Origin of the sequence: Bacillus sp. B4EP4a (genome assembly GCF_006680105.1) — a bacterium.
GTDB lineage: Bacteria > Bacillota > Bacilli > Bacillales > DSM-1321 > Peribacillus > Peribacillus simplex_E.
This window is the reverse complement of record NZ_VHIK01000003.1, coordinates 14,441-38,400: the sequence shown is the minus strand read 5'-3', so window position 1 is coordinate 38,400 and position 23,960 is coordinate 14,441. Positions and strand designations below refer to the sequence as shown.

The window sequence follows — 23,960 nt, the reverse complement described above, 5'->3', positions numbered from 1 at the left end:
TCTACAAACAATAAGCTAATAAAGGTTATTTATATAATGAGGAGGATTATTCATGTCAATTGCTTCCGATACTATTACGGAAAAAAGCGGCTACAAGCTTCATGTGGTCCGTACGGATAAATATAAAACGAATACTCTCGTACTGAAGATGAAAGCACCATTGACAAAAGAGGACGTTACATATCGTGCATTGCTGCCATATGTATTACAAAGCAATACAAGTAAATATCCTACAACTCCCGAGCTTCGATCTTATCTAGATGATTTGTATGGGGCAGGGTTTTATGTCGATGTAGCTAAAAAAGGAGAATATCAAATCATAAGTTTTACGATCGATATCGTTAATGAAAAATTCCTTAGTGATTCTACCCCGCTTCTCGAAAAGGCTTTTGGGCTATTATCAGAGGTGATCTTTAATCCGAAGAAGAACGGCGAAGCCTTTGACTCTAAAACGGTTTCCAATGAAATCCGTTCTTTAAAACAGCGGATTCAATCCATTTCCGATGACAAGATGCGATATTCAGCTACACGCCTTGTAGAGGAAATGTGCAAAAACGAACCATATGCTCTAGAAGCGAGCGGCAATCTTCAAGACTTGGAAACGATAACTCCAGAATCCCTTTACGCCCATTATAAAAAAGTGCTGACGGAGGATGAAATCGATTTATATGTAATCGGTGACATCGATGAATCGGAAGTGGAGGTTCTAGCTGACAAGTATGTGTCGTTGCAAGAACGAGTGCTTGTGGGACTGCCAAGGAAGCCAGGCAAGGTAGTGGAGAAGGAAAAAGAAATCATTGAAAATTCAGATGTGAAACAAGGTAAATTGAATATCGGTTATCGAACCCAAGTTGCATACGGTGATCCGGATTATTATGCTCTTCAGCTATTCAATGGGATTTTTGGTGGCTTTTCACATTCGAAACTTTTCATTAATGTCAGGGAGAAAGCCAGCCTTGCTTATTATGCAGCTTCAAGGCTCGAAAGTCATAAAGGACTTTTAATGGTTATGGCGGGCATTGAAAATGCCAACTACAAGCAGGCATTGGATATCATCCACGCACAAATGAAGGAAATGAAGCAAGGGAACTTTTCCGAAGAAGAACTGGCACAGACAAAGGCGGTCGTTAAGAACCAACTCCTTGAAACCATTGACGTTTCGAGAGGACTTGTGGAAATTTTATATCATAATGTGGTTTCCGGGCAGGATATATCACTCGACGATTGGTTTGCAAAAACAGAACGGACGACAAAGGAAGAAATCATTGCAGTCGCTCAAAAGATTCAGCTTGATACGATTTATTTCCTAACGGAAGCGGAGGTGCAAGGGTAATGGAAAAAATAGCATTCACTCAATTGAAAGAAGAACTTTTCCATGAAAAAATGGATAATGGTCTCGAAGTATATATTCTTCCGAAAAGTGGGTTCAATAAATCATTTGCGACTTTCACGACGAATTATGGTTCAATCGACAACCATTTCAAACCATTGAATGGAACGGAATTCTCTAAAGTACCTGATGGGATCGCCCATTTTCTTGAACATAAGCTATTTGAAAAGGAAGATGGTGATGTTTTTCAGCAATTTTCAAAGCAGGGAGCATCTGCAAATGCCTTTACTTCTTTCACCCGTACAGCATATTTATTTTCCAGCACGTCCGATTTCGATAGGAATCTAACCACCTTAATTGACTTTGTCCAGGATCCTTACTTTTCGGAAAAGACGGTAGAGAAGGAAAAAGGAATCATTGGGCAGGAAATCAATATGTATGATGATAATTCAGACTGGCGATTATATTTCGGGACGATAGCCAATATGTATCATCAACATCCAGTGAAAATCGATATTGCCGGTACTGTGGAATCCATTGCAGATATTACGAAGGATATGCTTTACGAATGTTATAATACGTTTTACCATCCTAGCAACATGCTCTTATTCGTTGTAGGACCGGTAGATGTCGAAAGCACCATGAAACTGATTCGGGATAATCAAAATAATAAAGGGTACAACGAACAACCTGCAGTGGAACGTAAATTTGACGAAGAGCCGGAAGTCGTTGCCAAGGATAAGGAAGTCTTAAGGATGAATGTCCAGACACCAAAAGTGATGCTGGGCATCAAGGCCATCAACGTGCACCAATCAGGATTACAGCTTTTGAAAAGGGAATTGGCGACCAATATTTATTTGGAAATGCTGTTTGGCAAGAGTTCACCTTTGCATGAGGAGCTATATGAGGAAGGGTTGATCGATCAAAGCTTTTCTTATGATTATACACAGGAACAAGGTTTTGGGTTTGCGTTAATTGGCGGGGACAGTGCCAAACCTGACGAGTTGACGGAGTCTTTATTTGGTATCCTGCAAAAATCAAAAGCCGGAACCGGCCTGAATGAAGAAAGCCTGCAAAGGACAATCAAGAAAAAAATCGGTTCTTTCCTTCGTTCCCTGAATTCGCCGGAATATATAGCGAATCAATTCACCAGATATGCATTCAATGATATGAACTTGTTCGATGTTGTATCGGTATTGGAAAAACTAACGATCGAAGATATCAGGGAGGTCGCCAAGGACTTAATATCCGATCAACGGATGACTGTCTGCCAGGTACTTCCTAAATAATATAAAGGGGGCGGCAATGTGGGGAAACGTTTTGCCCTTATTACTGGAGCCAGCGGAGGAATCGGCAGGGAAATCGCTATAAAGCTTGCCGAGGAGAATTACTCACTTTATTTACATTATAACAGCAATGAAGAAGCGATACTTGAACTGATTGAAGAACTGAAGCCTCATCAAGTCGAACTTATTCCGGTTCAAGCGGATTTGGCTGCACCGGATGGATACAAGAAATTGGCGGAAAATATTTTTGCCCTCCATGCAATCGTCCTTAATAGTGGCAATAGCTATTATGGGCTTATATCGGACATGGATGAGACAATCGTTAATGAAATGGTCCAGCTGCATGTAACGAGCCCTTTCCAATTAACCAAGGAACTGCTTCCAAAGCTTATGTACCAAGAACAGGCTGCCATCGTTGCGGTCACATCGATTTGGGGGCAGACAGGTGCATCTTGTGAAGTATTATATTCTATGGTCAAGGGCAGTCAAAATGCTTTTATTAAGGCGCTTAGCAAAGAAGTATCGCTTAATGGAATCCGGGTGAATGCCGTTGCCCCCGGTGCGATTTCCACTTCCATGCTCGAATCATTCAGTGCAGAAGATCTGGAGATCATCAAAGGCGATATCCCGATGGGCAGGATGGGGCATTCCAAAGAAGTCGCCGAGGCCGTATATTATTTGCTTTCCGACAAGTCGTCTTATATAACCGGGCAAATCTTAGGCGTAAATGGCGGATGGTACACATGATTTTTTTTAGACATGTATAATTTTCTCGGTTCCTTCACAAAATATCTATGTACTATTTTGAAGGAAAGGGTGACCATTCATGTCTGTACTGGACAATTGGGATCAATGGAAAAATTTCTTAGGCGACAGATTAAATCAAGGTGAACAACAAGGTTTGTCAGAAGGTGCTGTTAACAACTTGGCTTTCGAAATCGGTGATTACCTGGCTAATCAGGTTGAGCCCCAGAATGATCAAGAGAAAGTGCTTGCTGATCTTTGGTCGGTCGCAAGCGATGAAGAAAAGCATGCCATGGCAAGCGTCATGGTCAAGTTAGTCGAGAACAATGCAACGAAGTAAAATATCAATCCAAAAGGCCCTGTTATTAATTAACAGGGCCTTTTGGATTGAAGTGGATGACTATTTATCCCCTTATATAAAAATGAATATTTTTCTAGGGTTTTTCCTTTTAACTTATCATGAAATGCTATATTATAGAAGCTAGACAATTAATATTAAAGTGTTCAGACCTTGAAAATTTACGATGGATAAGTTTTTTGCCCCTGAGTAGGGTAAAAACTTTTAGGCTTAAGGAGTGTTATCGTGGATAATAAAGAATGGTATTTTGAATATGAAATTCAAGTCAACCGTCCTGGTTTATTAGGGGATATTTCATCCCTTCTGGGTATGCTTTCCATTAATATCATCACCATCAACGGGGTCGATGAAGGCAGGCGTGGTTTACTTTTGTTGGCGAAAGACAGCCGTAATATAGAAAGATTCGAGTCAATCCTTCGTACGATGGATACGATTAAGGTCATTAAGCTTAGGGAACCTAAATTGCGTGATCGCCTCGCAGTCAGGCATGGACGTTATATTCAACGCGATGCCGATGAGAAAAACACCTTTAGGTTTGTTCGTGATGAACTAGGCTTGCTTGTCGATTTCCTGGCCGAGCTATTTAAACAAGAAGGTCATAAATTAATTGGGATACGAGGGATGCCTCGTGTCGGGAAAACTGAATCTATCGTAGCCTCGAGTGTATGTGCTAATAAGAGATGGTTGTTTGTGTCATCGACCCTTTTAAAGCAGACTATCCGCAGTCAGCTTATTGAGGATGAATATAATAATGATAATTTGTTCATTTTAGATGGAATTGTTTCCACTCGCCGTGCAAATGAGCGTCATTGGCAGTTGATCCGCGAAATAATGAGGCTTGATGCTGTCAAAGTAATCGAACATCCGGATGTTTTTGTCCAAAATACGGAGTATACCCTCGAAGACTTTGATTATATTATTGAATTGCGAAACAATCCTGAAGAAGAAATAACATATGAAGTTGTCGACCAAAAAGACCAGTTTTCAGGGTCCGATTTTGGTTCCTTTGACTTTTAAAATGGCAGGTGTTTTATTTGACTGAGTTAGGTAATCGATTAAAGGAAGCTAGGGAAGCCAAAGGTCTTAGCTTAGAAGATTTGCAGGAATTAACAAAGATTCAAAAGCGTTACCTCATTGGCATTGAAGAGGGAAATTACAGTATGATGCCTGGAAAGTTTTATGTACGGGCATTCATAAAGCAATATTGTGAAGCGGTCGGACTGGATTCAGAAGAGATTTTCGAACAATATAAGAGTGAAATACCATCGGTCTATAGCGAGGAATTGCCAGAACAGCTTTCAAGGGTCCAATCCAGAAAAACGATACCGGCAGGGGATTCGAAGGTTGTAGAAATGTTACCGAAGATCTTGGCTGTCGTTTTAGTAATTGGTGCGGCCGTATTGATTTGGGTGCTGGTATCGAACTATATGAGTAACCCGGATAATGATGACAAAAAGAACGCTAAAGAGAATGAAGCCGTGGGCTACAATAAAAGTGATGGGTTTAACGAAGAAAAAGAGAATGCAGACCAAAAACAGAATGAAGAAAAATCGGATTCATCTGATGAGAAGAATGAAGATGATGCAGTTGTCAAAGATGAAAAGAAAGAGCAAAAACTTGCCGTCACCAGTTCCAGCGGTAAAAATAGTACGTATGAATTAAAAAATACCGATACCTTTAAATTAAAGGTGACCTCCAAAGGCTCACCATGGGTAGGCATTAAAAATGGTGAAGGTAAATTACTTTTCCAGGGCACTATCGACAAGGACAAAAGCCAGGTAATTGATTTCACCAATGAAAAAGAAGCTGTCATCAATATAGGCAGAGCATATGAAACTGAGATTTATGTGAATGATGAGAAGCTGGAGTATTCCATTTCACCGACTGAAGTGAATACGCAATTGGTTACGATACAATTTACGAAAGCCGAATAGTCATCTTTTAGATGACTATTTTTGCTCTATATAATAGTAAGGCGACGGGAAATGGTTTACCCGGCATATAAGATTGGATTTTGAGTTAAATTATACATATAAGCATTATTTCAGATCTAAGACGCATTGCCCAAATGGCAGGCGTAAATTTTGGAGGTAAAAGTTTTGAATCTGCCTAATAAGATTACAGTAGCAAGAATCTGTTTAATTCCAGTATTTTTAATCATCATGCTTGTTCCCTTTTCATGGGGAACGCTAACTTGGGGAGAATACAGTTTGCCAGTGGCGCACTTAGCTGGAGCCATCCTCTTTATTATCGCTTCCACTACGGATTGGATCGATGGCCATTTTGCCAGAAAATATAATATGATTACTGATTTAGGGAAATTTTTAGATCCATTGGCTGATAAACTTCTGGTTTCGGCTGCCTTAATCGTTTTGGTTGATCTAGATTTAATGTACGGTCAATCTTGGATTGCCATCGTGATCATAAGTCGCGAGTTTGCAGTCACCGGATTACGTTTGGTGTTAGCGGGTACAGGGGAAGTGGTAGCAGCGAACCAGCTTGGAAAAATTAAAACATGGGCACAAATTGTTTCTATTTCGGCATTATTGCTGCATAACCTTCCTTTTGCCCTCATTTCACTTCCATTTGCTAATATCGCATTATGGATTGCATTAATCTTTACAATCTGGTCAGGTTTGGATTATTTTATAAAAAACAAAGAAGTATTTGTTAATTCAAAGTAAAACGAATGGTGGTTTTGAAAAGATGGATGCAGAAATCATTGCAGTGGGCTCAGAGCTTCTTTTAGGACAAATCAATAACACTAATGGAAGATTCTTATCGCAGCAGTTTGCGGAAATGGGGATCAACGTTTTTTACCATACTGTGGTCGGGGATAATGACCGCCGTTTACAACAAGCAATAGAAATCGCTGAATCAAGGGCGAACTTGATTGTCTTTACCGGTGGACTTGGTCCTACCAAAGATGATTTGACGAAAGAAACGATTGCTCGCCATATAGGGAAAAAGCTCGTTTTTAATGATGAAGCTTTGCAATCCATTGAAGCTTACTTCCAAAAACGGGAACGTCCGATGACGGAAAACAACAAAAAGCAGGCACTTGTCTTAGAAGGCAGTGAAGTGTTGGCAAACGATCATGGGATGGCACCGGGAATGGTCTTGTCCAAATCTGGGATTACATATATGCTTCTACCTGGTCCGCCAAGTGAAATGGAGCCGATGTTTTTAAGTTATGGTTATGAAAAGATCATGAATAAATTGGAAAAGCATGAACGGATCGATTCCAAGGTTCTTCGGTTCTACGGTATAGGTGAAGCCGAACTGGAAACGGTGATTGAAGATCTCCTTGTCAATCAAACGAATCCGACAATTGCCCCACTGGCAGCCGAAGGGGAAGTGACGTTAAGGATCACCGCTAAAGACTCATCTAAAGAAAAATGCGAAGAGCTTATATTGGAAGCGGAAAAAGAAATTCTTAGCAGGGTCGGCAAGTTCCATTATGGAAGTGATAATACTTCGCTAATAAAGGAACTTGTAAAAGAATTAACGGTCCGCAAGCTTTCGATTGCGGCAGCTGAAAGCTTGACCGGAGGGATGTTCCAAGAACAGCTGACAACCATCCCGGGCGCCGGTAAAGTCTTCAAAGGCGGAATTGTCTGCTATACGAATGATGCGAAGTCTAATGTCCTCGGCGTCAGTGATGATACCATTTCCGAGTATGGGGTGGTCAGCGGTGAGTGTGCTATGGAAATGGCCTCTAATGTCCGGAGCAAGCTCGATGCGGATGTAGGCATAAGCTTTACGGGCGTTGCAGGGCCGGATGAACAAGAAGGCAAGCCTGTAGGTACAGTATTTATTGGCATTTCCTATCGGGATGGAAACACTCATTTCAAGGAGTTGAATCTTTCAGGAAGCAGGGCGCAAAATCGTATTCGGAGTGTGAAGTACGGCTGTCATTACCTATTAAGGGATTTATAAACGCTATAAGCAGAGCTTTTTACAGCTCTGCTTTTTATTTGGTTTTAGAAGTTTGTTTCTTGAAAAATAGGGAAAAAAAGAAAAAAGTTAATTCAATGAAAGTGTTTTTTTGGGGGAGTAAGTGAAACGAAATGGAGATTTCCTTTAGATAAAACGCTTTTTTACAAAGAATATCCCGGAAGAAAAAAACGAATGAATGTTCGACTTTTTGCTTGGCAAAATAGTAAAAAGAGTATATAGTAAAGATAGGTTTTGAGACAGGGTACAAACCTTGATCTCAAATAATTGCTAACGTAAGTACACCTTTAATCGGGCAGCCGATTATTTGAATATAGAGGAGGAAATTGAGTGAGTGATCGTCAAGCGGCTTTAGATATGGCGTTAAAACAAATTGAAAAACAATTTGGTAAAGGTTCTATTATGAAACTTGGGGAACAGACTGATCGTAGGATTTCAACGATTTCAAGCGGTTCTTTAGCATTGGACGTAGCATTGGGAGTGGGCGGATATCCAAGAGGCCGGGTCATTGAGATATATGGACCTGAAAGCTCGGGTAAAACGACTGTTGCATTACATGCTATTGCAGAGGTGCAAAAGACTGGCGGCACGGCTGCATTCATTGATGCCGAGCATGCTTTAGATCCAGCATATTCAGAAAAACTTGGTGTGAATATCGATGAGTTATTGCTTTCACAGCCTGATACGGGTGAACAAGCCTTAGAGATCGCTGAAGCGTTAGTTCGAAGTGGAGCGGTGGATATCATTGTCATTGACTCAGTGGCAGCACTTGTTCCTAAAGCTGAAATCGAAGGCGAAATGGGAGATTCCCATATGGGTCTTCAAGCCCGGATGATGTCTCAGGCACTTAGAAAACTGTCTGGTTCCATTAATAAATCAAATACCATTGCCATTTTCATTAACCAAGTCCGTGAAAAAATCGGTGTTATGTTTGGAAATCCGGAAACGACTCCGGGAGGCCGGGCATTGAAGTTCTATTCAACTGTTCGTCTGGAAGTGCGCCGTGCGGAACAATTAAAACAAGGTAATGAAATCGTCGGTAATAAAACGAAAATCAAAGTTGTAAAAAACAAGGTTGCTCCACCATTCCGTCAAGCAGAAGTTGACATCATGTATGGTCAAGGGATTTCACAGGAAGGTGAAATCATCGATATGGGTGCAGATCTTGATATCGTCCTTAAAAGTGGCTCGTGGTATTCATACAATGAAGAGCGTGTCGGACAAGGTCGCGAAAATGCGAAGCTGTTCTTGAAAGAAAATCAGGATATCGCTCAGGAAATTTCTCAGAAAATCAGAGATCACTATAATCTCGATGGAGAGCATGAATTACCGCCAGAAGAAAATGAACCAGAAGAGCATTTTGAATTGCTTGATTAATGATATTTATAAAAGGCCTAAGCTTGTTCGCTTAGGCCTTTTATGTATATTTTGAGAAAAGTGCGAAATTTTCAGCGGATTAAAGGGCATTGAAATCAGATTTACAGACTTCTTCCATAATGAATGCTGTAGATTATGATGGTTGATATTAAGAAAACTTGAATAATCATTGATACATAAGGGACAAACGCTTGACAATAAAAATTCTCAACTATACAATTAATATGTATATTTTACAATTTTTCAAACTAAAATTTTGAAAATTAAGTGCTGTATATTGAATTTATGTGCAATGTACTTGCCGACAGTTCAACATTTTATGTAAAAAGTTCATAGCAAGGGGAGGTGAAACGATGGAACCCATGACAATCATCTTCACTTTGCTTGGCCTAATCGTCGGTGCAGTTGTTGGTTATTTTATTCACAAATCAAAATTTGAGAGTAAAATAGCAGGGGCAAAGGGCTCTGCAGAACACATCCTTGAGGATGCAAAACGTGAAGCGGAAGCACTTAAGAAAGAAGCCTTGTTGGAAGCAAAAGATGAAATTCATAAAGTTCGTGCCGATTCGGATCGGGAAGCCCGTGAAAGAAGGAACGAATTACAAAAACAAGAAAATCGGTTATTGCAAAGAGAAGAGAATCTGGACCGCAAGGATGAAACGTTAGACAAACGTGAGAGCCTTTTGGAGAAAAAAGAAGATTCTCTAAACCAAAGACAACAGCATATTGAAGAGATGGAAAGCAAAGTGGACGAGACGGTTCGTAAGCAGCAAACAGAGCTTGAACGTGTTTCCGGTTTAACTCGTGAAGAAGCTAAAGCAATCATTATCGACCGAATGGAAAACGAGCTGGCTCACGATGTAGCGCTTATGATTAAAGAAAGTGATACCCGTGCCAAAGAAGAAGCTGATAAAAAAGCAAAAGAAGTCCTTTCTCTTGCCATTCAGCGTTGTGCGGCTGATCATGTTGCAGAAACCACCGTTTCTGTAGTAAATCTTCCAAACGATGAAATGAAAGGACGGATAATCGGACGTGAAGGACGAAATATCCGGACGTTAGAAACGCTAACAGGTATTGACCTTATTATTGATGATACTCCTGAAGCTGTCATTTTATCCGGATTCGATCCAATTAGACGGGAAACGGCACGCTTGGCTCTTGAGAAACTTGTTCAGGACGGACGGATCCATCCGGCTCGCATTGAAGAAATGGTTGACAAAGCAAGACGTGAGGTAGATGAACATATTCGTGAAATTGGTGAACAAACAACTTTTGAAGTTGGAGTTCACGGTCTCCATCCAGATCTCATCAAAATACTAGGACGTTTGAAGTTCCGTACCAGTTATGGGCAAAACGTACTTAAACATTCAATTGAGGTGGCCCAGCTTTCAGGTTTACTGGCCGCTGAGCTTGGTGAGGATGAAGTTCTTGCCCGCCGTGCAGGTTTATTGCATGATATTGGGAAAGCGATTGATCATGAAGTGGAAGGCAGTCATGTTGAAATTGGCGTTGAATTAGCAACCAAATATAAAGAGCATCCAACTGTCATTAACAGCATCGCTTCACATCATGGCGATACGGAACCAACTTCCATCATATCAGTGCTTGTGGCTGCCGCTGATGCATTATCAGCTGCAAGACCGGGAGCTAGAAGTGAAACGCTTGAAAATTACATTAGAAGACTTGAAAAACTTGAGGAAATTTCCGAATCCTATGATGGAGTGGAAAAATCTTTTGCGATTCAAGCCGGACGAGAAGTGCGGATTCTAGTGAAACCAGAACAAATCGATGATCTTTCGGCACATCGACTCGCTCGTGATATCCGGAAAAGGATTGAAGAAGAGCTCGATTACCCAGGTCATATAAAAGTCACGGTCATCCGTGAAACAAGAGCAGTCGAATACGCCAAATAATTGTAAAGGAAAGACGAAGTGGTGCAAACCACTTCGTTTTTTCTATTTCCGATTTTAGTCGTTAAGCGTAATTCCTATAATTACCCCAAATTATGTTACAATACATACTTGAATAATTCATATTATTAGGTGAATCTAGAAAGGATTTTACAATGAAATTGCTATTTATTGGAGATGTAGTGGGGTCTCCTGGTCGTGACATGATCCAAGAATACCTTCCTAAGTTAAAAGAAAAGTATCGTCCGCATATCACGGTCATCAATGGCGAGAATGCAGCAAGTGGCCGGGGAATTACAGAAAAGATTTACCGAAGTTTTTTAGAGTGGGGAGCGCAGGCGGTGACCATGGGAAACCATACATGGGATAATCGTGATATTTTCAATTTTATTGATGAAGCGAAATATCTCGTCCGTCCAGCTAACTTTCCAGACGGGGCACCTGGAGAAGGAATGAAATTTTTAAAATTGAACCATCATGAAATAGCGATCATCAATTTGCAAGCGAGAACGTTCATGCCTGATTTGGATTGTCCGTTCAAAAAGGCGGAAGAACTCGTGGCGGAGGCTCGAAAAAAGACACCGATCATCTTTGTCGATTTTCATGGAGAAGCTACGAGTGAAAAGCAAGCTATGGGGTGGTTCCTGGATGGGAAGGTTACAGCCGTTGTCGGTACACACACACACGTCCAGACAGCCGATAACCGTATATTACCTGCAGGCACCGCTTACATATCAGATGTAGGCATGACAGGACCATATGATGGCATCCTAGGTATGGAAAGAGGGGCAGTCATCCAGCGGTTCCTAACTAGCCTTCCTGTTCGTTTCGAAGTGCCAAAAGAGGGTCGGACGCTATTGAGTGGGGTTCTCCTTGAAATTGATGATAAAACCGGCAAGGCAATAAAAATAGAAAGGATACTGATTAACGAAGATCATCCATTTTATCAATGATTCGAACGGATGGACAGTCAAACTGTCCATCCGTTTTTCCATTCAGTAATAAATGGTGGACAATCCCGGTTTTCTTTGTCATACAAGTTTTACTTGATGAATATAGTAGCAGTGGAAAGTGTTATAACTATTGAGCCAAGTTAGAATCGGCAGGGAAAACAAGGAGGACTAGGAATGGAAATATTAAAAGTTTCAGCAAAATCTAATCCTAATTCTGTAGCAGGCGCACTAGCGGGAGTGCTCAGGGAAAGAGGAGCAGCCGAAATTCAAGCAATCGGTGCAGGTGCGTTAAATCAAGCCGTCAAGGCAGTAGCAATCGCGAGAGGGTTTGTCGCACCTAGTGGAGTCGACTTGATTTGTATTCCTGCTTTTACAGATATACTTATTGATGGCGAAGAGAGAACGGCAATAAAACTAATCATTGAACCAAGATAATTTCATGTTTGGGTGCCCTGTTTGTCGGAAGGCGAGCAGGCTCTTTTTTGTCCTGAAATCCAAATGACGAAAAATCAATGTCCCTTTATAATGGAATATATAATCTTAAAAAAGATACAGGAAGGAGAATTACATTGGCGATTTTTGATGCACATTGTGATGTGCTGATGAAAATGTTCATCGATCCGGATATTTCTTTTACGAATAGTGATAAATTACATATAACAAAGCGGGGATTATTGGATGAAGGGGGAAAGGTCCAATGTTTTGCAATATATATTCCTGAAAAAGTCCACCCTGATATGAGGTTTCAAGCCGCTTTGGCGATGGTGGATATTTTTCATGAAAAGATTTTATCAGAGCCGGAAATGAAATTTATAAAGACCAAGGCAGACATCGAATCTTTAAAAGAAAAGGAAATAGGTGCAATGCTAACTTTGGAAGGGTGCGATTGCATTGGGAATGATTTGTTGAAACTGAAAACACTTATTCATCTTGGAGTGTCCTCCGTAGGTCTAACTTGGAATTACGCTAACTTGGTAGCGGATGGGGCATTAGAAACAAGAGGGGGCGGCTTGACAGGGTTTGGAACAGAGGTGGTGGCCCTATTGAATGAGAAGTCAATTTGGTGTGATTTATCCCATTTATCTGAAGCTGGATTTTGGGACACCCTAAAGTTGGCGAAATTCCCAATTGCCTCTCATTCGAATGCTCATCATCTTTGTCCGCATCCACGAAATTTAAAGGACGGGCAGATTCAAGCCCTTTTGCAGAAAAATGGGGTGATCGGCGTAACCTTTGTCCCGCAATTTCTTTCAAATGGCGGTTCGGCTACGATAAAGGATATCTTGAAACATATAGAACATATATGCAGTTTGGGCGGGGAAAGACAAATTGGATTAGGGTCTGACTTTGATGGAATCGATCATATGGTGGAAAATTTAAAGTCATATAAGGATTATCATAACTTAATCAATGAACTGATCAGGCTTTATTCCAGTGAGTTTGTAAAAGGACTCCTTTTTGATAATTTCACTCGTAATTTTCCGCTTGAAAAGGTAATATCTTAAGTGATTTTCAATTCTTACTATATAGATATGAATAAATATTCTGAAAATATAAAAAATAAAAGCAAAAAGGTTGCAATTTAATGATTTAACCGATAGAATTGAAAGCGTTTAGTACACCTTTCCTAAATTAGAACGATTAATTATACATAGTTGAATGTTCTGAAGAGAGGTGCGGTTAAATGCATTTATATACGAACGTCCTAAAGGAGTGTAAGACATGATCAATCAACTTTCATGGAAAGTTGGCGGACAACAAGGTGAAGGTATTGAAAGTACAGGAGAAATATTCTGTATTGCCCTCAATCGCTTAGGTTATTACTTGTATGGCTACCGTCATTTCTCATCCCGAATCAAGGGTGGACACACGAATAACAAAATTCGTGTAAGTACTACGGAAACTCGTGCTATCTCTGATGATTTAGACATCTTAGTTGCTTTTGACCAAGAAACAATTGACGTCAATTATAAAGAATTACATGAGGGTGGCATCATAATCGCAGATGCAAAATTCAAACCTGTCTGCCCAGAAGATACAAAGGCGGAATTATATATTGTTCCATTTACGGAAATAGCAGCCGAATTAGGAACATCATTAATGAAAAATATGGTCGCCATCGGTGCGACATGTGCTGTTCTAGGTATGGAAATTTCCGTATTCAACGATGTGGTTGATGAAATATTCGGCCGTAAAGGTGAAGAAATCGTTAAGAAGAATATGGATGCCATTACTGCTGGCTATAAGGCAATGGAAGTGATGCTTGGAGAAAAACTTGGCGCAATGGAGCTGGAAAAGGCAGACGGCCAAAAACGAATGTTCATGATCGGAAACGATGCCATCGCTTTAGGCGCAGTTGCAGGCGGTTGCCGCTTCATGGCAGCTTACCCGATTACCCCGGCTTCTGAAATTATGGAATACTTAATTAAAAAACTTCCTCAATTTGGTGGGACGGTCATACAAACTGAAGATGAAATCGCGGCGGCTACAATGGCAATCGGTGCAAACTATGGCGGTGTACGCGCCATCACAGCTTCAGCTGGACCTGGACTTTCCTTGAAAATGGAAGCGATTGGTTTAGCGGGCATTACCGAAACGCCAATTGTCATCGTCGATACTCAACGTGGTGGTCCATCTACGGGACTTCCTACAAAACAGGAGCAATCAGATTTAATGGCCATGATTTATGGTACACATGGTGAAATACCTAAAATCGTCATGGCTCCGAGTACTGTTGAGGAAGCCTTTTATGATACGGCAGAAGCATTCAACCTTGCAGAGGAATATCAATGTCCAGTTATCGTTTTATCCGACCTACAGCTATCATTAGGTAAACAAACGGTTCAGCCGCTTGATTATGGCAAAGTGGAGATAAGACGCGGAAAATTGGTTGACTTTGAAATTGAAGAGTCTGAAAACAAATCTTACTTCAAGCGTTATGAAGTAACGGAAGACGGAGTCTCACCACGTGTAGTGCCTGGTATGAAAAATGGAATTCACCATGTTACAGGTGTTGAACATGATGAAACGGGCAGACCTTCTGAGACGGCTTTGAATCGTAAATTGCAAATGGATAAACGGATGCGTAAGCTGAATAATTTAACTAACACATTCCAAACACCAGTATACAAAAACACACCGCATGAAGAAGCGGATTTATTAATTCTTGGCTTTAACTCAACACGCGGGACGATTGATGAAGCGATTGGCCGGTTAGAAACGGATGGAATGAAAGTGAATCATGCGCATATCCGTTTGATTCATCCTTTCCCAGCTGATGAAGTCCTATCATTGGTGCAAAGTGCTAAGAAAGTAGTAGTTATTGAAAATAATGCGACTGGACAATTGGCTAATATTATCAAGATGAATGTTGGACATGTTAATAAAATTAAAAGCATCCTAAAATATGATGGCAACCCATTCCTCCCGCATGAAATTCACACACAATGCAAGGAGATGTTCGAATATGGCAACGTTTAAAGAGTTTCGGAATGATGTAAAACCTAACTGGTGTCCTGGCTGCGGAGATTTCTCCGTTCAGGCTGCCATGCAGCGTGCGGCAGCCAATGTAGGATTGGAGCCGGAGAATTTGGCCGTTGTTTCCGGTATCGGCTGTTCAGGTCGTATATCGGGTTACATCAAGTCCTATGGTTTTCATGGCATCCATGGCCGCTCACTGCCAATTGCCCAAGGAGTAAAAATGGCCAACCGTGAATTGACCGTTATAGCTTCAGGCGGTGACGGAGATGGTTTTGCAATCGGGATGGGACACACCATCCATGCGATCCGCCGTAATATCGACATTACGTATATTGTCATGGATAACCAAATTTATGGATTGACAAAAGGCCAGACTTCTCCTAGGTCCGCTGCTGGATTTAAAACGAAATCCACTCCAGAAGGATCAATAGAACAAGCTGTTTCACCTATGGAATTAGCATTGTCAGCTGGTGCAACGTTTGTCGCCCAAAGCTTTTCCACTGACTTGAAAGACCTGACGGCGATCATTGAAGCAGGGATAAACCATAAAGGATTCTCCTTTATCAATGTTTTCTCTCCCTGCGTAACATATAATAAGATCAATACGTATGATTGGTTTAAACAAAACTTAACTAAATTGAACACGATTGAAGGCTATGATTCATCAAATAAAGAACAGGCCATGCAGACTTTGATGCAACATGACAGCCTTGTGACAGGGATTATTTATCAGGACTCTTCACGCCCTTCGTACCAGGAATTAGTGCCAGGGTATGCTGAAAAAGCGTTAAATAAATCAGAGCTGACACTGGATCAAGAACACTTTGATAAGCTTGTTGCTGAATTTATGTAAAAAGTTAAAAGGTTCACCCCTTAAGATGGGGTGAACCTTTTTTGTGAAAAATTAAGCGCTCCAGTAATTATGCCTCATGCTAGAACGCTTATTACTGGCTTAGCTTAACAATCGTTATGGCATCCGCCGAAGTTACGGTTAAAAACCGCAACCGAAACCGCCGAAACCGAAGAAATTGCAACGATTCCTTCTTCTACAACAACAACGGTCATTGTGATGATGATGATGATGGTGACGATCACAATCGCGGTCACGATCACGATCACGGTCCCGATCGCGGTCCCGATCGCGGTCCCGATCGCGGTCACGGTCACGGTCCCGATCGCGCCTATTACAGCCCCTCACAGCACGACAAAAATCGTCTGCGATTCTATCGTTATTTCTGTCCCGATCTCTGTCCCGATCGCGGTCCCGATCATGATGATCATGATTATTGCATCCACATGACATATAAGTCACTCCTTCATAATTTTGTTGTACAAGATATCTTATTCGAGAGCAGAAAAGATGCTATAGAAACATGACCCATTTAACAAAAATGTACGAATGCCCTAAAAATCATCATTATTAATGTGAAAAGGCCGATACAAAAGCGATTATGGTATTTTTGTGATGGATTTTTCATATCTTTTACATATTAAGGTAGATGAAGAGAGCAGCCCTATTTCAGGGGGAATGTACATGTTGAGAGGTAAAATGAAAGCCGTCGTCAAACACCACCGAGGTTATGGGGCACAATTACAAGTTGTCGATATACCGGATATTCGTGATGACGAGGTCTTGATTCGGGTGAAAATGACCTCGATCTGCGGAACGGATATTCATATTTTCACCTGGGATGAATGGTCACAGGGAAGAGTGAGTCCACCATACGTATTTGGGCACGAATTTGCTGGGGAAGTAATCGAGATAGGAGCAAGGGTCAGTAATGTTTCAGTTGGTGATTGTGTATCTGCCGAAACACATATCGTTTGCGGTACATGCAGGCAGTGCTTAACCGGGCAATTCCATATTTGTAAAAAAACAAACATTATCGGTGTTGATAAACAAGGGTGCTTTGCAGAGTATATAGCTCTGCCAGCCAAAAATTTATGGAAAAATCCAAGTGATATGCCACTCGATATTGCTACCATCCAAGAACCGATGGGTAACGCAGTCCACTCAGTGCTAGCTGGCGAGGTGCTGGGTAAAACGGTGGCAATAATCGGTTGTGGTCCAATTGGGCTTATGGCGATTGCTGTAGCAAAGGCCGCGGGAGCTGATAAAGTAATCGCTCTAGATATTAATGATTATCGACTTCAGCTTGCCAAAAAGATGGGTGCTACAGACCTCATTCATTCAATTAAACAGGATCCATTGGAAATCACGAAAGGCCTCACAAGTGCGGATGGGGTGGATGTTGTTTGCGAAATGAGCGGTAATCCTGCAGCTATCCAACAAGGGTTTAAGATGGCGACGAATGGTGGTAGAATATCAATACTAAGTTTGCCTTCTAAGCCCGTCACGCTTAATATAACGGAGGATATTGTATTCAAGGGTCTTACTGTCCAAGGGATAACTGGAAGGAAGATGTTTTCAACCTGGCAACAGGTTTCAAGTCTGCTTGAAAGTGGCAAGGTTGATGTAAAACCAATGATTACCCACCGTTTTTCACTTGGCGATTTTGAAAAGGGATTTGAACTGATGATCAAAGGTCAGTGTGGTAAGGTTCTCCTTATTCCTTAATCATCTGAAAAGGTTGAAATTGAATTGTCTGGATTTGGAAAATATAGGCAATGGATAGCGTCATCCAAAAATGATGAGAGGCTAATTTTGTAATAGCCTCTTATTTCATGTTCCTATTTTCCGTATTTGTGAAAAAATTCTTACAATCGAAGAAGCCACGACAGAATGATTGTTTCTTGCTGTTAAAAGCTTTATACTATAATAATGTGGATATATCACACTTAATAGCTAATATTTACTGGGAATTCTTAAAAAGGAAACCGTATAAAACCATTTGAAGATAGGTCTTGAAATAGTTGGTGAAAGAAATAAACTAACTATTTTGAAAGGAGATTAACTATGAACGAGAAACAACGATTAGAATCACAACAAGTACAGGCTGAGAATCCAGCGGACAAAAAATCCGAAAAGGACTTCAGTAAGTACTTTCAAGCCGTTTATATTCCGCCTTCCTTAAAAGATGCGAAAAAGCGAGGAAAAGAAGAAGTAGAATATCATGATGACTTTGCAATTCCTGAAGGTTTCCGTGGAATGGGAGAAGGTAAAAAGTTTTACATTCGTACTTATGGCTGTCAAATGAACGAACATGATACAGAAGTCATGGCGGGCATCTTTATGGCACTTGGTTATCAGCCGACAGACACGGTGGATGATGCTAACGTCATTTTACTTAACACTTGTGCGATTCGGGAAAACGCAGAGAATAAAGTGTTTGGTGAATTGGGGCATTTAAAATCATTGAAATTGGAAAAGCCGGATCTATTGCTTGGGGTTTGCGGTTGTATGTCACAAGAGGAGTCAGTTGTAAAGCGGATTCTAGAGAAGCACCATTTTGTGGATATGATTTTCGGAACGCATAATATCCACCGGCTGCCGCAAATTCTTAATGAAGCTTATCTTTCCAAGGAAATGGTCATTGAGGTTTGGTCCAAAGAAGGTGATGTAATCGAGAACCTTCCGAAAGTGCGTAAAGGAAAAACGAAGGCGTGGGTCAATATCATGTATGGCTGCGATAAGTTTTGTACTTACTGCATCGTACCTTACACAAGGGGGAAAGAAAGAAGCCGCAGGCCTGAAGATATAATCCAAGAAGTCCGTCATTTAGCGGCACAGGGTTACAAGGAAATAACCCTGCTTGGGCAGAATGTGAATGCTTACGGCAAAGATTTTACGGATATCGAATATCGTTTCGGCGATTTGATGGATGAAATCCGTAAAATCGATATTCCGCGTATTCGTTTTACGACAAGCCATCCCCGTGATTTTGATGATCACTTGATTGAAGTACTGGCTAAAGGCGGCAATCTCGTTGACCATATCCATCTTCCAGTTCAATCGGGAAGTACGGACACACTTAAAATCATGGCCCGTAAATATACACGCGAACAATATTTAGAGCTAGTAAAAAAGATCAAGGAAGCTATCCCAAGTGCATCGCTAACCACTGACATCATTGTAGGCTATCCGAATGAAACGGAAGAGCACTTTGAAGAAACAATGTCTTTATACCGTGAAGTTGGTTTCGATGCAGCATATACTTACATCTATTCACCACGTGAAGGAACACCGGCTGCTAAAATGCAGGATAATGTACCGATGGAAGTGAAAAAGGAACGTCTGCAACGCTTGAATGCCCTTGTCAATGAAACGTGCGCATTGAAAATGAAAGAGTATGATGGACAGATTGTTGAAGTGCTCGTTGAAGGCGAGAGCAAGAAGAATGCGGAAGTATTAGCAGGTTATACAACGAAAAATAAGCTCGTGAACTTCAAAGGACCAAAATCCGCTATTGGCCAAATCGTAAAAGTGAAAATCACCGGAACGAAAACATGGTCATTAAATGGGGATATGGTTGAAGAAGCAACGGCGATTGAGGTGGAGTAATATGACTAAATATACTAAAGATGACATTCTGAATAAAGCGGCCGAGCTTGCTGAAATGATCGCCAGCACGGAAGAAGTCGATTTCTTTAAACGGGCAGAAGCTCACATCAATGAAAACCAAAAAATCCGTGAAATGATCGCCAGCATCAAGAGCTTGCAAAAACAGGCTGTAAACTTCCAGCATTACGGCAAAGAGAAAGCATACAGCCAAGTTCAGGCCAAAATTGATTTGCTGGAAAAACAATTGGATGAACTTCCGATCGTGCAGGAATTCAAACAATCCCAAGTGGATGTAAATGATCTTTTACAAATGGTCTCATCACAAGTATCGAACAAGGTGACCGACCTGATCATTGAATCGACCGAAGGAGACGTCCTTCGCGGTGAGACAGGTTCACAGGTACAAGCAGGCGGCGGAAGCTGTTCATGAATATTATAAAAAGCCCTTCTGATTTCAGAAGGGCTTTTTAATATTCGAAAATCCTTATACAGTGCCCATTCGTGACACATATCCCAAAACTTGAGCATAAAATAACCTAGGTTTAAAACATTACAGCAGTTTTCAAACAATTAAAATTCTACGCACACTAGACTTTTACCACGCATAGGATGAATGGAAACTGTATGAGGAGGGTTCGCTAGCATGTCACAATTTAGAGAGATAATTACTAAAGCGGTGGTGGCAAAAGGACGTAAATTTACAAAGTCCTCTCACACCATTTGCCCGGCTCATCATCCTTCTAGCATTCTAGGTTGTTGGATCATCAACCATAAATACGATGCAAAGAAAGTCGGCAAAAAGGTAGAAATTCACGGCAGCTACGAAATCAACGTCTGGTATTCTTATAACCGTAATTCGAAGACGGAAGTTGTAACTGAAAAAGTGCAATATACCGACGTTATTTCGCTGAAATACCGTGATCCCGATTGTCTTGATGACCATGAAATCGTTGCAAACGCTGTCCAACAGCCGAATTGTTTAGAAGCTGTCATCTCCCCATGTGGACAAAAAATCATTGTCCATGTGGAACGGGAATTCTTTGTGGAAGTCGTCGGCGAAACGAAAATTTGTGTCGCTGTTAGTCCAGATGGCCGCTGCGAGGATGACTGGGGCTCTGATTTCGATGATGAGGATTTCGAAGATTTAGATCCGGATTTCCTTGATGAATTCGAAGACGAATAGAATTTAGAAATTAATACCGGATGACATTCCCTTCATCCGGTTTTATTTAATTTGAAGCGGGACAAGTCCATTGCAGGCCTGGCCATGATTAAAAAAAGGGATGGAATGTTACTATATCAGTGCGTATGGCTTTGCATAGGTAGCTCAAAAAAAAGTTTGAATTCAAAGGATAATTGATTTACCATGCAATTTCGAATACAGGCAATGTTGCTTTCCCGTATGTTATAATGAAGGACATAAATGTGTAATAGATTTTAGTTTGGAAAGGTTTTGAAGGAATGGCTGGATATACTCCGATGATACAGCAATATTTAAAAATTAAGGCAGAGTATCAGGATGCCTTTTTATTTTTTCGTTTAGGCGATTTTTATGAAATGTTTTTTGACGATGCACTGAATGCATCACAAGAGCTCGAAATCACATTAACGAGCCGAGAAGGCGGTAGTGAAGAGCGAATTCCGATGTGCGGCATTCCGTATCACTCGGCTGCTAATTATATTGATATATTGATAGAAAAAGGTTTTAAAGTAGCTATTTGTGAACAAACCGAAGATCCGAAGCAAGCCAAAGGTGTGGTACGCAGGGAAGTTGTCCAGCTGATTACTCCGGGAACGAAAATGGATAGTAAGGGTCTACGTGAAAAGGAAAATAATTATATTGCCACCATCACATATTTCACGGATGGTCAGTTTGGCTTTGGATACAATGATTTATCGACAGGGGAAAATAAGGTCACTTTGATTGAGAGTTTCGAGGAAGTCCTGAATGAATTTGCCATACTTGGTGCGAGTGAAGTGGTCATTGCCGAGGATTTCAATGAAGAATGGAAAAAAAGGCTGCAAGAACGGGGCGCTGCCGCTCTATCCCTAGAGAATAATTTGGTTCAAAGCGAGTCATTCGTTGCATTGCTTCATCTGTTAAAAGACCAGAAACTGGCGACAACGACCTCACGTTTATTGAATTATCTTTACCGTACCCAAAAACGCAGCCTGGATCATTTACAGCCAGTGCTTGCATATGAAACATCACAATATATGAAAATTGATTATTATAGCAAACGCAATTTGGAATTAACTGAAACCATTCGCTCCAAAGGTAAAAAAGGCTCATTATTATGGCTGCTTGATGAAACGAAAACGGCCATGGGCGGAAGGATGTTGAAACAATGGATTGATAGACCGCTCATTAATAAAAAGCAGATCGAGCGGAGACAAAGCCTTGTTGAAACCCTGAAAAATCAATACTTCGAACGGCAGGACTTACGTGAACGCCTTAAGGAAGTGTACGACTTGGAGCGGCTTGCCGGAAGGGTGGCCTTCGGGAATGTAAACGCTCGGGACTTGATTCAACTGAAACGTTCATTGCAACAGGTGCCGATCATTCGTGAAATCGTGAAATCAATGGCATCCAATCAGGATATTTCAATTTTGGCCGATAAATTGGATCCTTGCGAAGAAGTGACGGATTTGCTTGAAACGGCGCTTGTAGAAAACCCGCCATTGTCCGTGAAGGAAGGGAATATCATTCAGGATGGTTTCCATAAGGAGCTGGATACATACAGGGATGCCAGCAGAAACGGGAAAACTTGGATTGCGCAGCTTGAACGCGAAGAGCGGGAACGTACTGGGATCAAATCATTGAAAATCGGATATAATCGTGTATTTGGCTATTACATTGAAGTCACACGAGCCAATTTGCATCTGCTTGAAGAAGGCCGGTATGAACGAAAGCAAACTTTAACGAATGCCGAACGTTATATCACACCTGAATTGAAAGAAAAGGAAGCTTTGATTTTACAAGCAGAAGAAAAAAGCATCAGTTTGGAGTATGACCTATTCCTCAATCTTCGTGAAGAGGTCAAAAGCTATATCCCGCGCTTACAGGATTTAGCGAAAGGCGTCAGTGAACTGGATGTCCTGCAGTGCTTTGCAACGATTAGCGAAGAACGCCATTATGTGAAGCCAGTCTTTTCTGATGATCGGAGAATCGTACTGAAGGAAGGCCGGCATCCAGTGGTCGAGAAAGTCCTTCAATCACAGGAGTATGTCCCCAATGACTGCTTTATGGGTGGAGAAAGGGAGTTACTTTTGATCACAGGACCAAATATGTCGGGTAAAAGTACGTATATGCGTCAAATTGCGCTAACATCGATTCTAGCGCAAATTGGATGCTTCGTATCAGCAAGTATAGCTGAATTGCCTATTTTTGATAAGGTGTTTACTAGGATTGGCGCGGCAGATGATTTGATTTCCGGTCAAAGTACATTCATGGTCGAGATGCTTGAAGCAAGAAATGCCATCATGAATGCGACGGAAAACAGTTTGATATTATTTGATGAAATAGGGCGGGGAACATCAACTTATGATGGGATGGCGCTTGCTCAGGCCATCATTGAATATATTCATGAGGAAATTGGGGCAAAGACTCTCTTTTCGACTCATTATCACGAATTGACTGTATTGGCGGCGGAACTGCCAAAATTGAAAAATATCCATGTCAGTGCCATTGAGCAAAATGGAAATGTCGTTTTCCTTCATAAAATAAAAGAAGGGCCAGCAGATAAAAGCTATGGAATCCATGTGGCTAAGCTAGCTGATTTACCTGAGCAGTTAATAGATCGGGCGGCTGCTATTTTAGCGCAGCTAGAAAATGAAAATGGACAGGCAAAGGCGATGCCTGAACAGCCTGCTGCCGCTGTAGAAGCACCTATTGCCGAAGCTGCCCCGGTAACATCCGTCAATGAAGCACAGCTTTCCTTCTTTGGGGAAGAGGCTCCTAAAGGAAGAGTGAATTCTTCACCTAAGGAAAAAAAGGTGCTGGATGACATAAAATCACTGGATATCCTTGAAATGACGCCGCTTGAGGCAATGAATACCCTTTATAAATTACAAAAGAAACTTAAATGAGAATTAAAGCGAGG

21 protein-coding genes are annotated in these 23,960 nt (G+C 41.1%); 20 read left to right on the top strand and 1 reads right to left on the bottom strand.

Going from position 1 to position 23,960, the window contains the following annotated elements; genetic code table 11:
* Positions 1-52 precede the first annotated feature (52 nt).
* The 15 genes from yfmF (at position 53) to FNK51_RS00570 (ending at position 16,248) form a co-directional block, all read left to right on the top strand.
* Positions 53-1,333, top strand: a complete 1,281-nt coding sequence (gene yfmF, locus FNK51_RS00640; RefSeq protein ID WP_141992144.1) for an EF-P 5-aminopentanol modification-associated protein YfmF — start codon at positions 53-55, stop codon at positions 1,331-1,333.
* Complete coding sequence (gene yfmH, locus FNK51_RS00635) at positions 1,333-2,619, top strand: EF-P 5-aminopentanol modification-associated protein YfmH (RefSeq protein WP_098370970.1); 1,287 nt, start codon at positions 1,333-1,335, stop codon at positions 2,617-2,619. Before yfmF ends, yfmH begins: the two co-directional genes overlap by 1 nt.
* A gap of 18 nt (positions 2,620-2,637) precedes the next feature.
* Positions 2,638-3,363 (top strand): elongation factor P 5-aminopentanone reductase, encoded by a 726-nt coding sequence (ymfI, locus tag FNK51_RS00630; protein ID WP_098370969.1) that lies wholly within the window; start codon positions 2,638-2,640, stop codon positions 3,361-3,363.
* A 79-nt stretch (positions 3,364-3,442) separates the two neighbouring features.
* Positions 3,443-3,700 (top strand): DUF3243 domain-containing protein, encoded by a 258-nt coding sequence (locus FNK51_RS00625; RefSeq protein ID WP_076366409.1) that lies wholly within the window; start codon positions 3,443-3,445, stop codon positions 3,698-3,700.
* Between the two features lie 243 nt (positions 3,701-3,943).
* A complete protein-coding gene (locus tag FNK51_RS00620) occupies positions 3,944-4,735 on the top strand; it encodes a DUF3388 domain-containing protein (protein ID WP_034313530.1) in 792 nt (263 codons plus the stop codon).
* Between the two features lie 17 nt (positions 4,736-4,752).
* The gene (locus FNK51_RS00615) at positions 4,753-5,652 is read left to right on the top strand and encodes a helix-turn-helix domain-containing protein (protein WP_098370968.1); all 900 of its coding nucleotides are present in this window, start codon (positions 4,753-4,755) and stop codon (positions 5,650-5,652) included.
* 165 nt (positions 5,653-5,817) lie between these two features.
* Positions 5,818-6,402 carry a CDP-diacylglycerol--glycerol-3-phosphate 3-phosphatidyltransferase gene (pgsA, locus tag FNK51_RS00610; protein WP_034313524.1) on the top strand — a complete coding sequence of 195 codons (585 nt, stop codon included), beginning with the start codon at positions 5,818-5,820 and terminating at the stop codon, positions 6,400-6,402.
* Between the two features lie 22 nt (positions 6,403-6,424).
* On the top strand, positions 6,425-7,657 hold the full coding sequence (locus FNK51_RS00605) for a competence/damage-inducible protein A (RefSeq protein ID WP_098371375.1): 1,233 nt from the start codon (positions 6,425-6,427) through the stop codon (positions 7,655-7,657).
* Between the two features lie 348 nt (positions 7,658-8,005).
* A complete protein-coding gene (gene recA / locus FNK51_RS00600; RefSeq protein ID WP_098370967.1) occupies positions 8,006-9,052 on the top strand; it encodes a recombinase RecA in 1,047 nt (348 codons plus the stop codon).
* Between the two features lie 353 nt (positions 9,053-9,405).
* Positions 9,406-10,965 (top strand): ribonuclease Y, encoded by a 1,560-nt coding sequence (rny, locus tag FNK51_RS00595; protein ID WP_063231807.1) that lies wholly within the window; start codon positions 9,406-9,408, stop codon positions 10,963-10,965.
* Between the two features lie 152 nt (positions 10,966-11,117).
* Positions 11,118-11,915, top strand: a complete 798-nt coding sequence (locus tag FNK51_RS00590) for a TIGR00282 family metallophosphoesterase (protein ID WP_141992143.1) — start codon at positions 11,118-11,120, stop codon at positions 11,913-11,915.
* A 174-nt stretch (positions 11,916-12,089) separates the two neighbouring features.
* Positions 12,090-12,350, top strand: a complete 261-nt coding sequence (gene spoVS / locus FNK51_RS00585; protein ID WP_029281188.1) for a stage V sporulation protein SpoVS — start codon at positions 12,090-12,092, stop codon at positions 12,348-12,350.
* A gap of 134 nt (positions 12,351-12,484) precedes the next feature.
* Positions 12,485-13,420, top strand: coding sequence for a dipeptidase (locus FNK51_RS00580; protein ID WP_141992142.1), 936 nt, complete (start codon positions 12,485-12,487; stop codon positions 13,418-13,420).
* Between the two features lie 217 nt (positions 13,421-13,637).
* On the top strand, positions 13,638-15,395 hold the full coding sequence (locus FNK51_RS00575) for a 2-oxoacid:acceptor oxidoreductase subunit alpha (protein WP_141992141.1): 1,758 nt from the start codon (positions 13,638-13,640) through the stop codon (positions 15,393-15,395).
* Positions 15,382-16,248 (top strand): 2-oxoacid:ferredoxin oxidoreductase subunit beta, encoded by an 867-nt coding sequence (locus FNK51_RS00570; protein WP_098370964.1) that lies wholly within the window; start codon positions 15,382-15,384, stop codon positions 16,246-16,248. Before FNK51_RS00575 ends, FNK51_RS00570 begins: the two co-directional genes overlap by 14 nt.
* 104 nt (positions 16,249-16,352) lie before the next feature.
* On the opposite strand, the gene FNK51_RS26325 is transcribed toward FNK51_RS00570, so the two are convergent.
* Positions 16,353-16,508, bottom strand: coding sequence for a hypothetical protein (locus tag FNK51_RS26325; protein ID WP_181762153.1), 156 nt, complete (start codon positions 16,506-16,508; stop codon positions 16,353-16,355).
* A 424-nt stretch (positions 16,509-16,932) separates the two neighbouring features.
* Here FNK51_RS26325 and tdh point away from each other — a divergent pair, with 424 nt between their 5' ends.
* The 5 genes from tdh to mutS all read left to right on the top strand — a co-directional run bounded on the left by tdh (position 16,933) and on the right by mutS (position 23,946).
* Complete coding sequence (gene tdh, locus FNK51_RS00560) at positions 16,933-17,973, top strand: L-threonine 3-dehydrogenase (RefSeq protein ID WP_098371374.1); 1,041 nt, start codon at positions 16,933-16,935, stop codon at positions 17,971-17,973.
* Positions 17,974-18,312: 339 nt separating this feature from the next.
* The gene (miaB, locus tag FNK51_RS00555; RefSeq protein ID WP_141992140.1) at positions 18,313-19,857 is read left to right on the top strand and encodes a tRNA (N6-isopentenyl adenosine(37)-C2)-methylthiotransferase MiaB; all 1,545 of its coding nucleotides are present in this window, start codon (positions 18,313-18,315) and stop codon (positions 19,855-19,857) included.
* A gap of 1 nt (position 19,858) precedes the next feature.
* Positions 19,859-20,287 carry a YlbF/YmcA family competence regulator gene (locus FNK51_RS00550; RefSeq protein WP_098370962.1) on the top strand — a complete coding sequence of 143 codons (429 nt, stop codon included), beginning with the start codon at positions 19,859-19,861 and terminating at the stop codon, positions 20,285-20,287.
* A gap of 213 nt (positions 20,288-20,500) precedes the next feature.
* Positions 20,501-21,040, top strand: a complete 540-nt coding sequence (locus FNK51_RS00545; RefSeq protein ID WP_141992139.1) for an outer spore coat protein CotE — start codon at positions 20,501-20,503, stop codon at positions 21,038-21,040.
* A 278-nt stretch (positions 21,041-21,318) separates the two neighbouring features.
* The gene (gene mutS / locus FNK51_RS00540; protein ID WP_141992138.1) at positions 21,319-23,946 is read left to right on the top strand and encodes a DNA mismatch repair protein MutS; all 2,628 of its coding nucleotides are present in this window, start codon (positions 21,319-21,321) and stop codon (positions 23,944-23,946) included.
* The last annotated feature ends 14 nt before the right edge of the window (positions 23,947-23,960 follow it).

Coding starts and splice junctions, on each gene's coding strand:
- yfmF (WP_141992144.1), top strand. CDS start 53: ATGTCAATTGCTTCCGATACTATTACGGAAAAAAGCGGCTACAAGCTT.
- FNK51_RS00570 (WP_098370964.1), top strand. CDS start 15,382: ATGGCAACGTTTAAAGAGTTTCGGAATGATGTAAAACCTAACTGGTGT.
- FNK51_RS00545 (WP_141992139.1), top strand. CDS start 20,501: ATGTCACAATTTAGAGAGATAATTACTAAAGCGGTGGTGGCAAAAGGA.
- yfmH (WP_098370970.1), top strand. CDS start 1,333: ATGGAAAAAATAGCATTCACTCAATTGAAAGAAGAACTTTTCCATGAA.
- FNK51_RS00605 (WP_098371375.1), top strand. CDS start 6,425: ATGGATGCAGAAATCATTGCAGTGGGCTCAGAGCTTCTTTTAGGACAA.
- FNK51_RS00625 (WP_076366409.1), top strand. CDS start 3,443: ATGTCTGTACTGGACAATTGGGATCAATGGAAAAATTTCTTAGGCGAC.
- mutS (WP_141992138.1), top strand. CDS start 21,319: ATGGCTGGATATACTCCGATGATACAGCAATATTTAAAAATTAAGGCA.
- spoVS (WP_029281188.1), top strand. CDS start 12,090: ATGGAAATATTAAAAGTTTCAGCAAAATCTAATCCTAATTCTGTAGCA.
- rny (WP_063231807.1), top strand. CDS start 9,406: ATGGAACCCATGACAATCATCTTCACTTTGCTTGGCCTAATCGTCGGT.
- miaB (WP_141992140.1), top strand. CDS start 18,313: ATGAACGAGAAACAACGATTAGAATCACAACAAGTACAGGCTGAGAAT.
- FNK51_RS00575 (WP_141992141.1), top strand. CDS start 13,638: ATGATCAATCAACTTTCATGGAAAGTTGGCGGACAACAAGGTGAAGGT.
- FNK51_RS00550 (WP_098370962.1), top strand. CDS start 19,859: ATGACTAAATATACTAAAGATGACATTCTGAATAAAGCGGCCGAGCTT.
- FNK51_RS00590 (WP_141992143.1), top strand. CDS start 11,118: ATGAAATTGCTATTTATTGGAGATGTAGTGGGGTCTCCTGGTCGTGAC.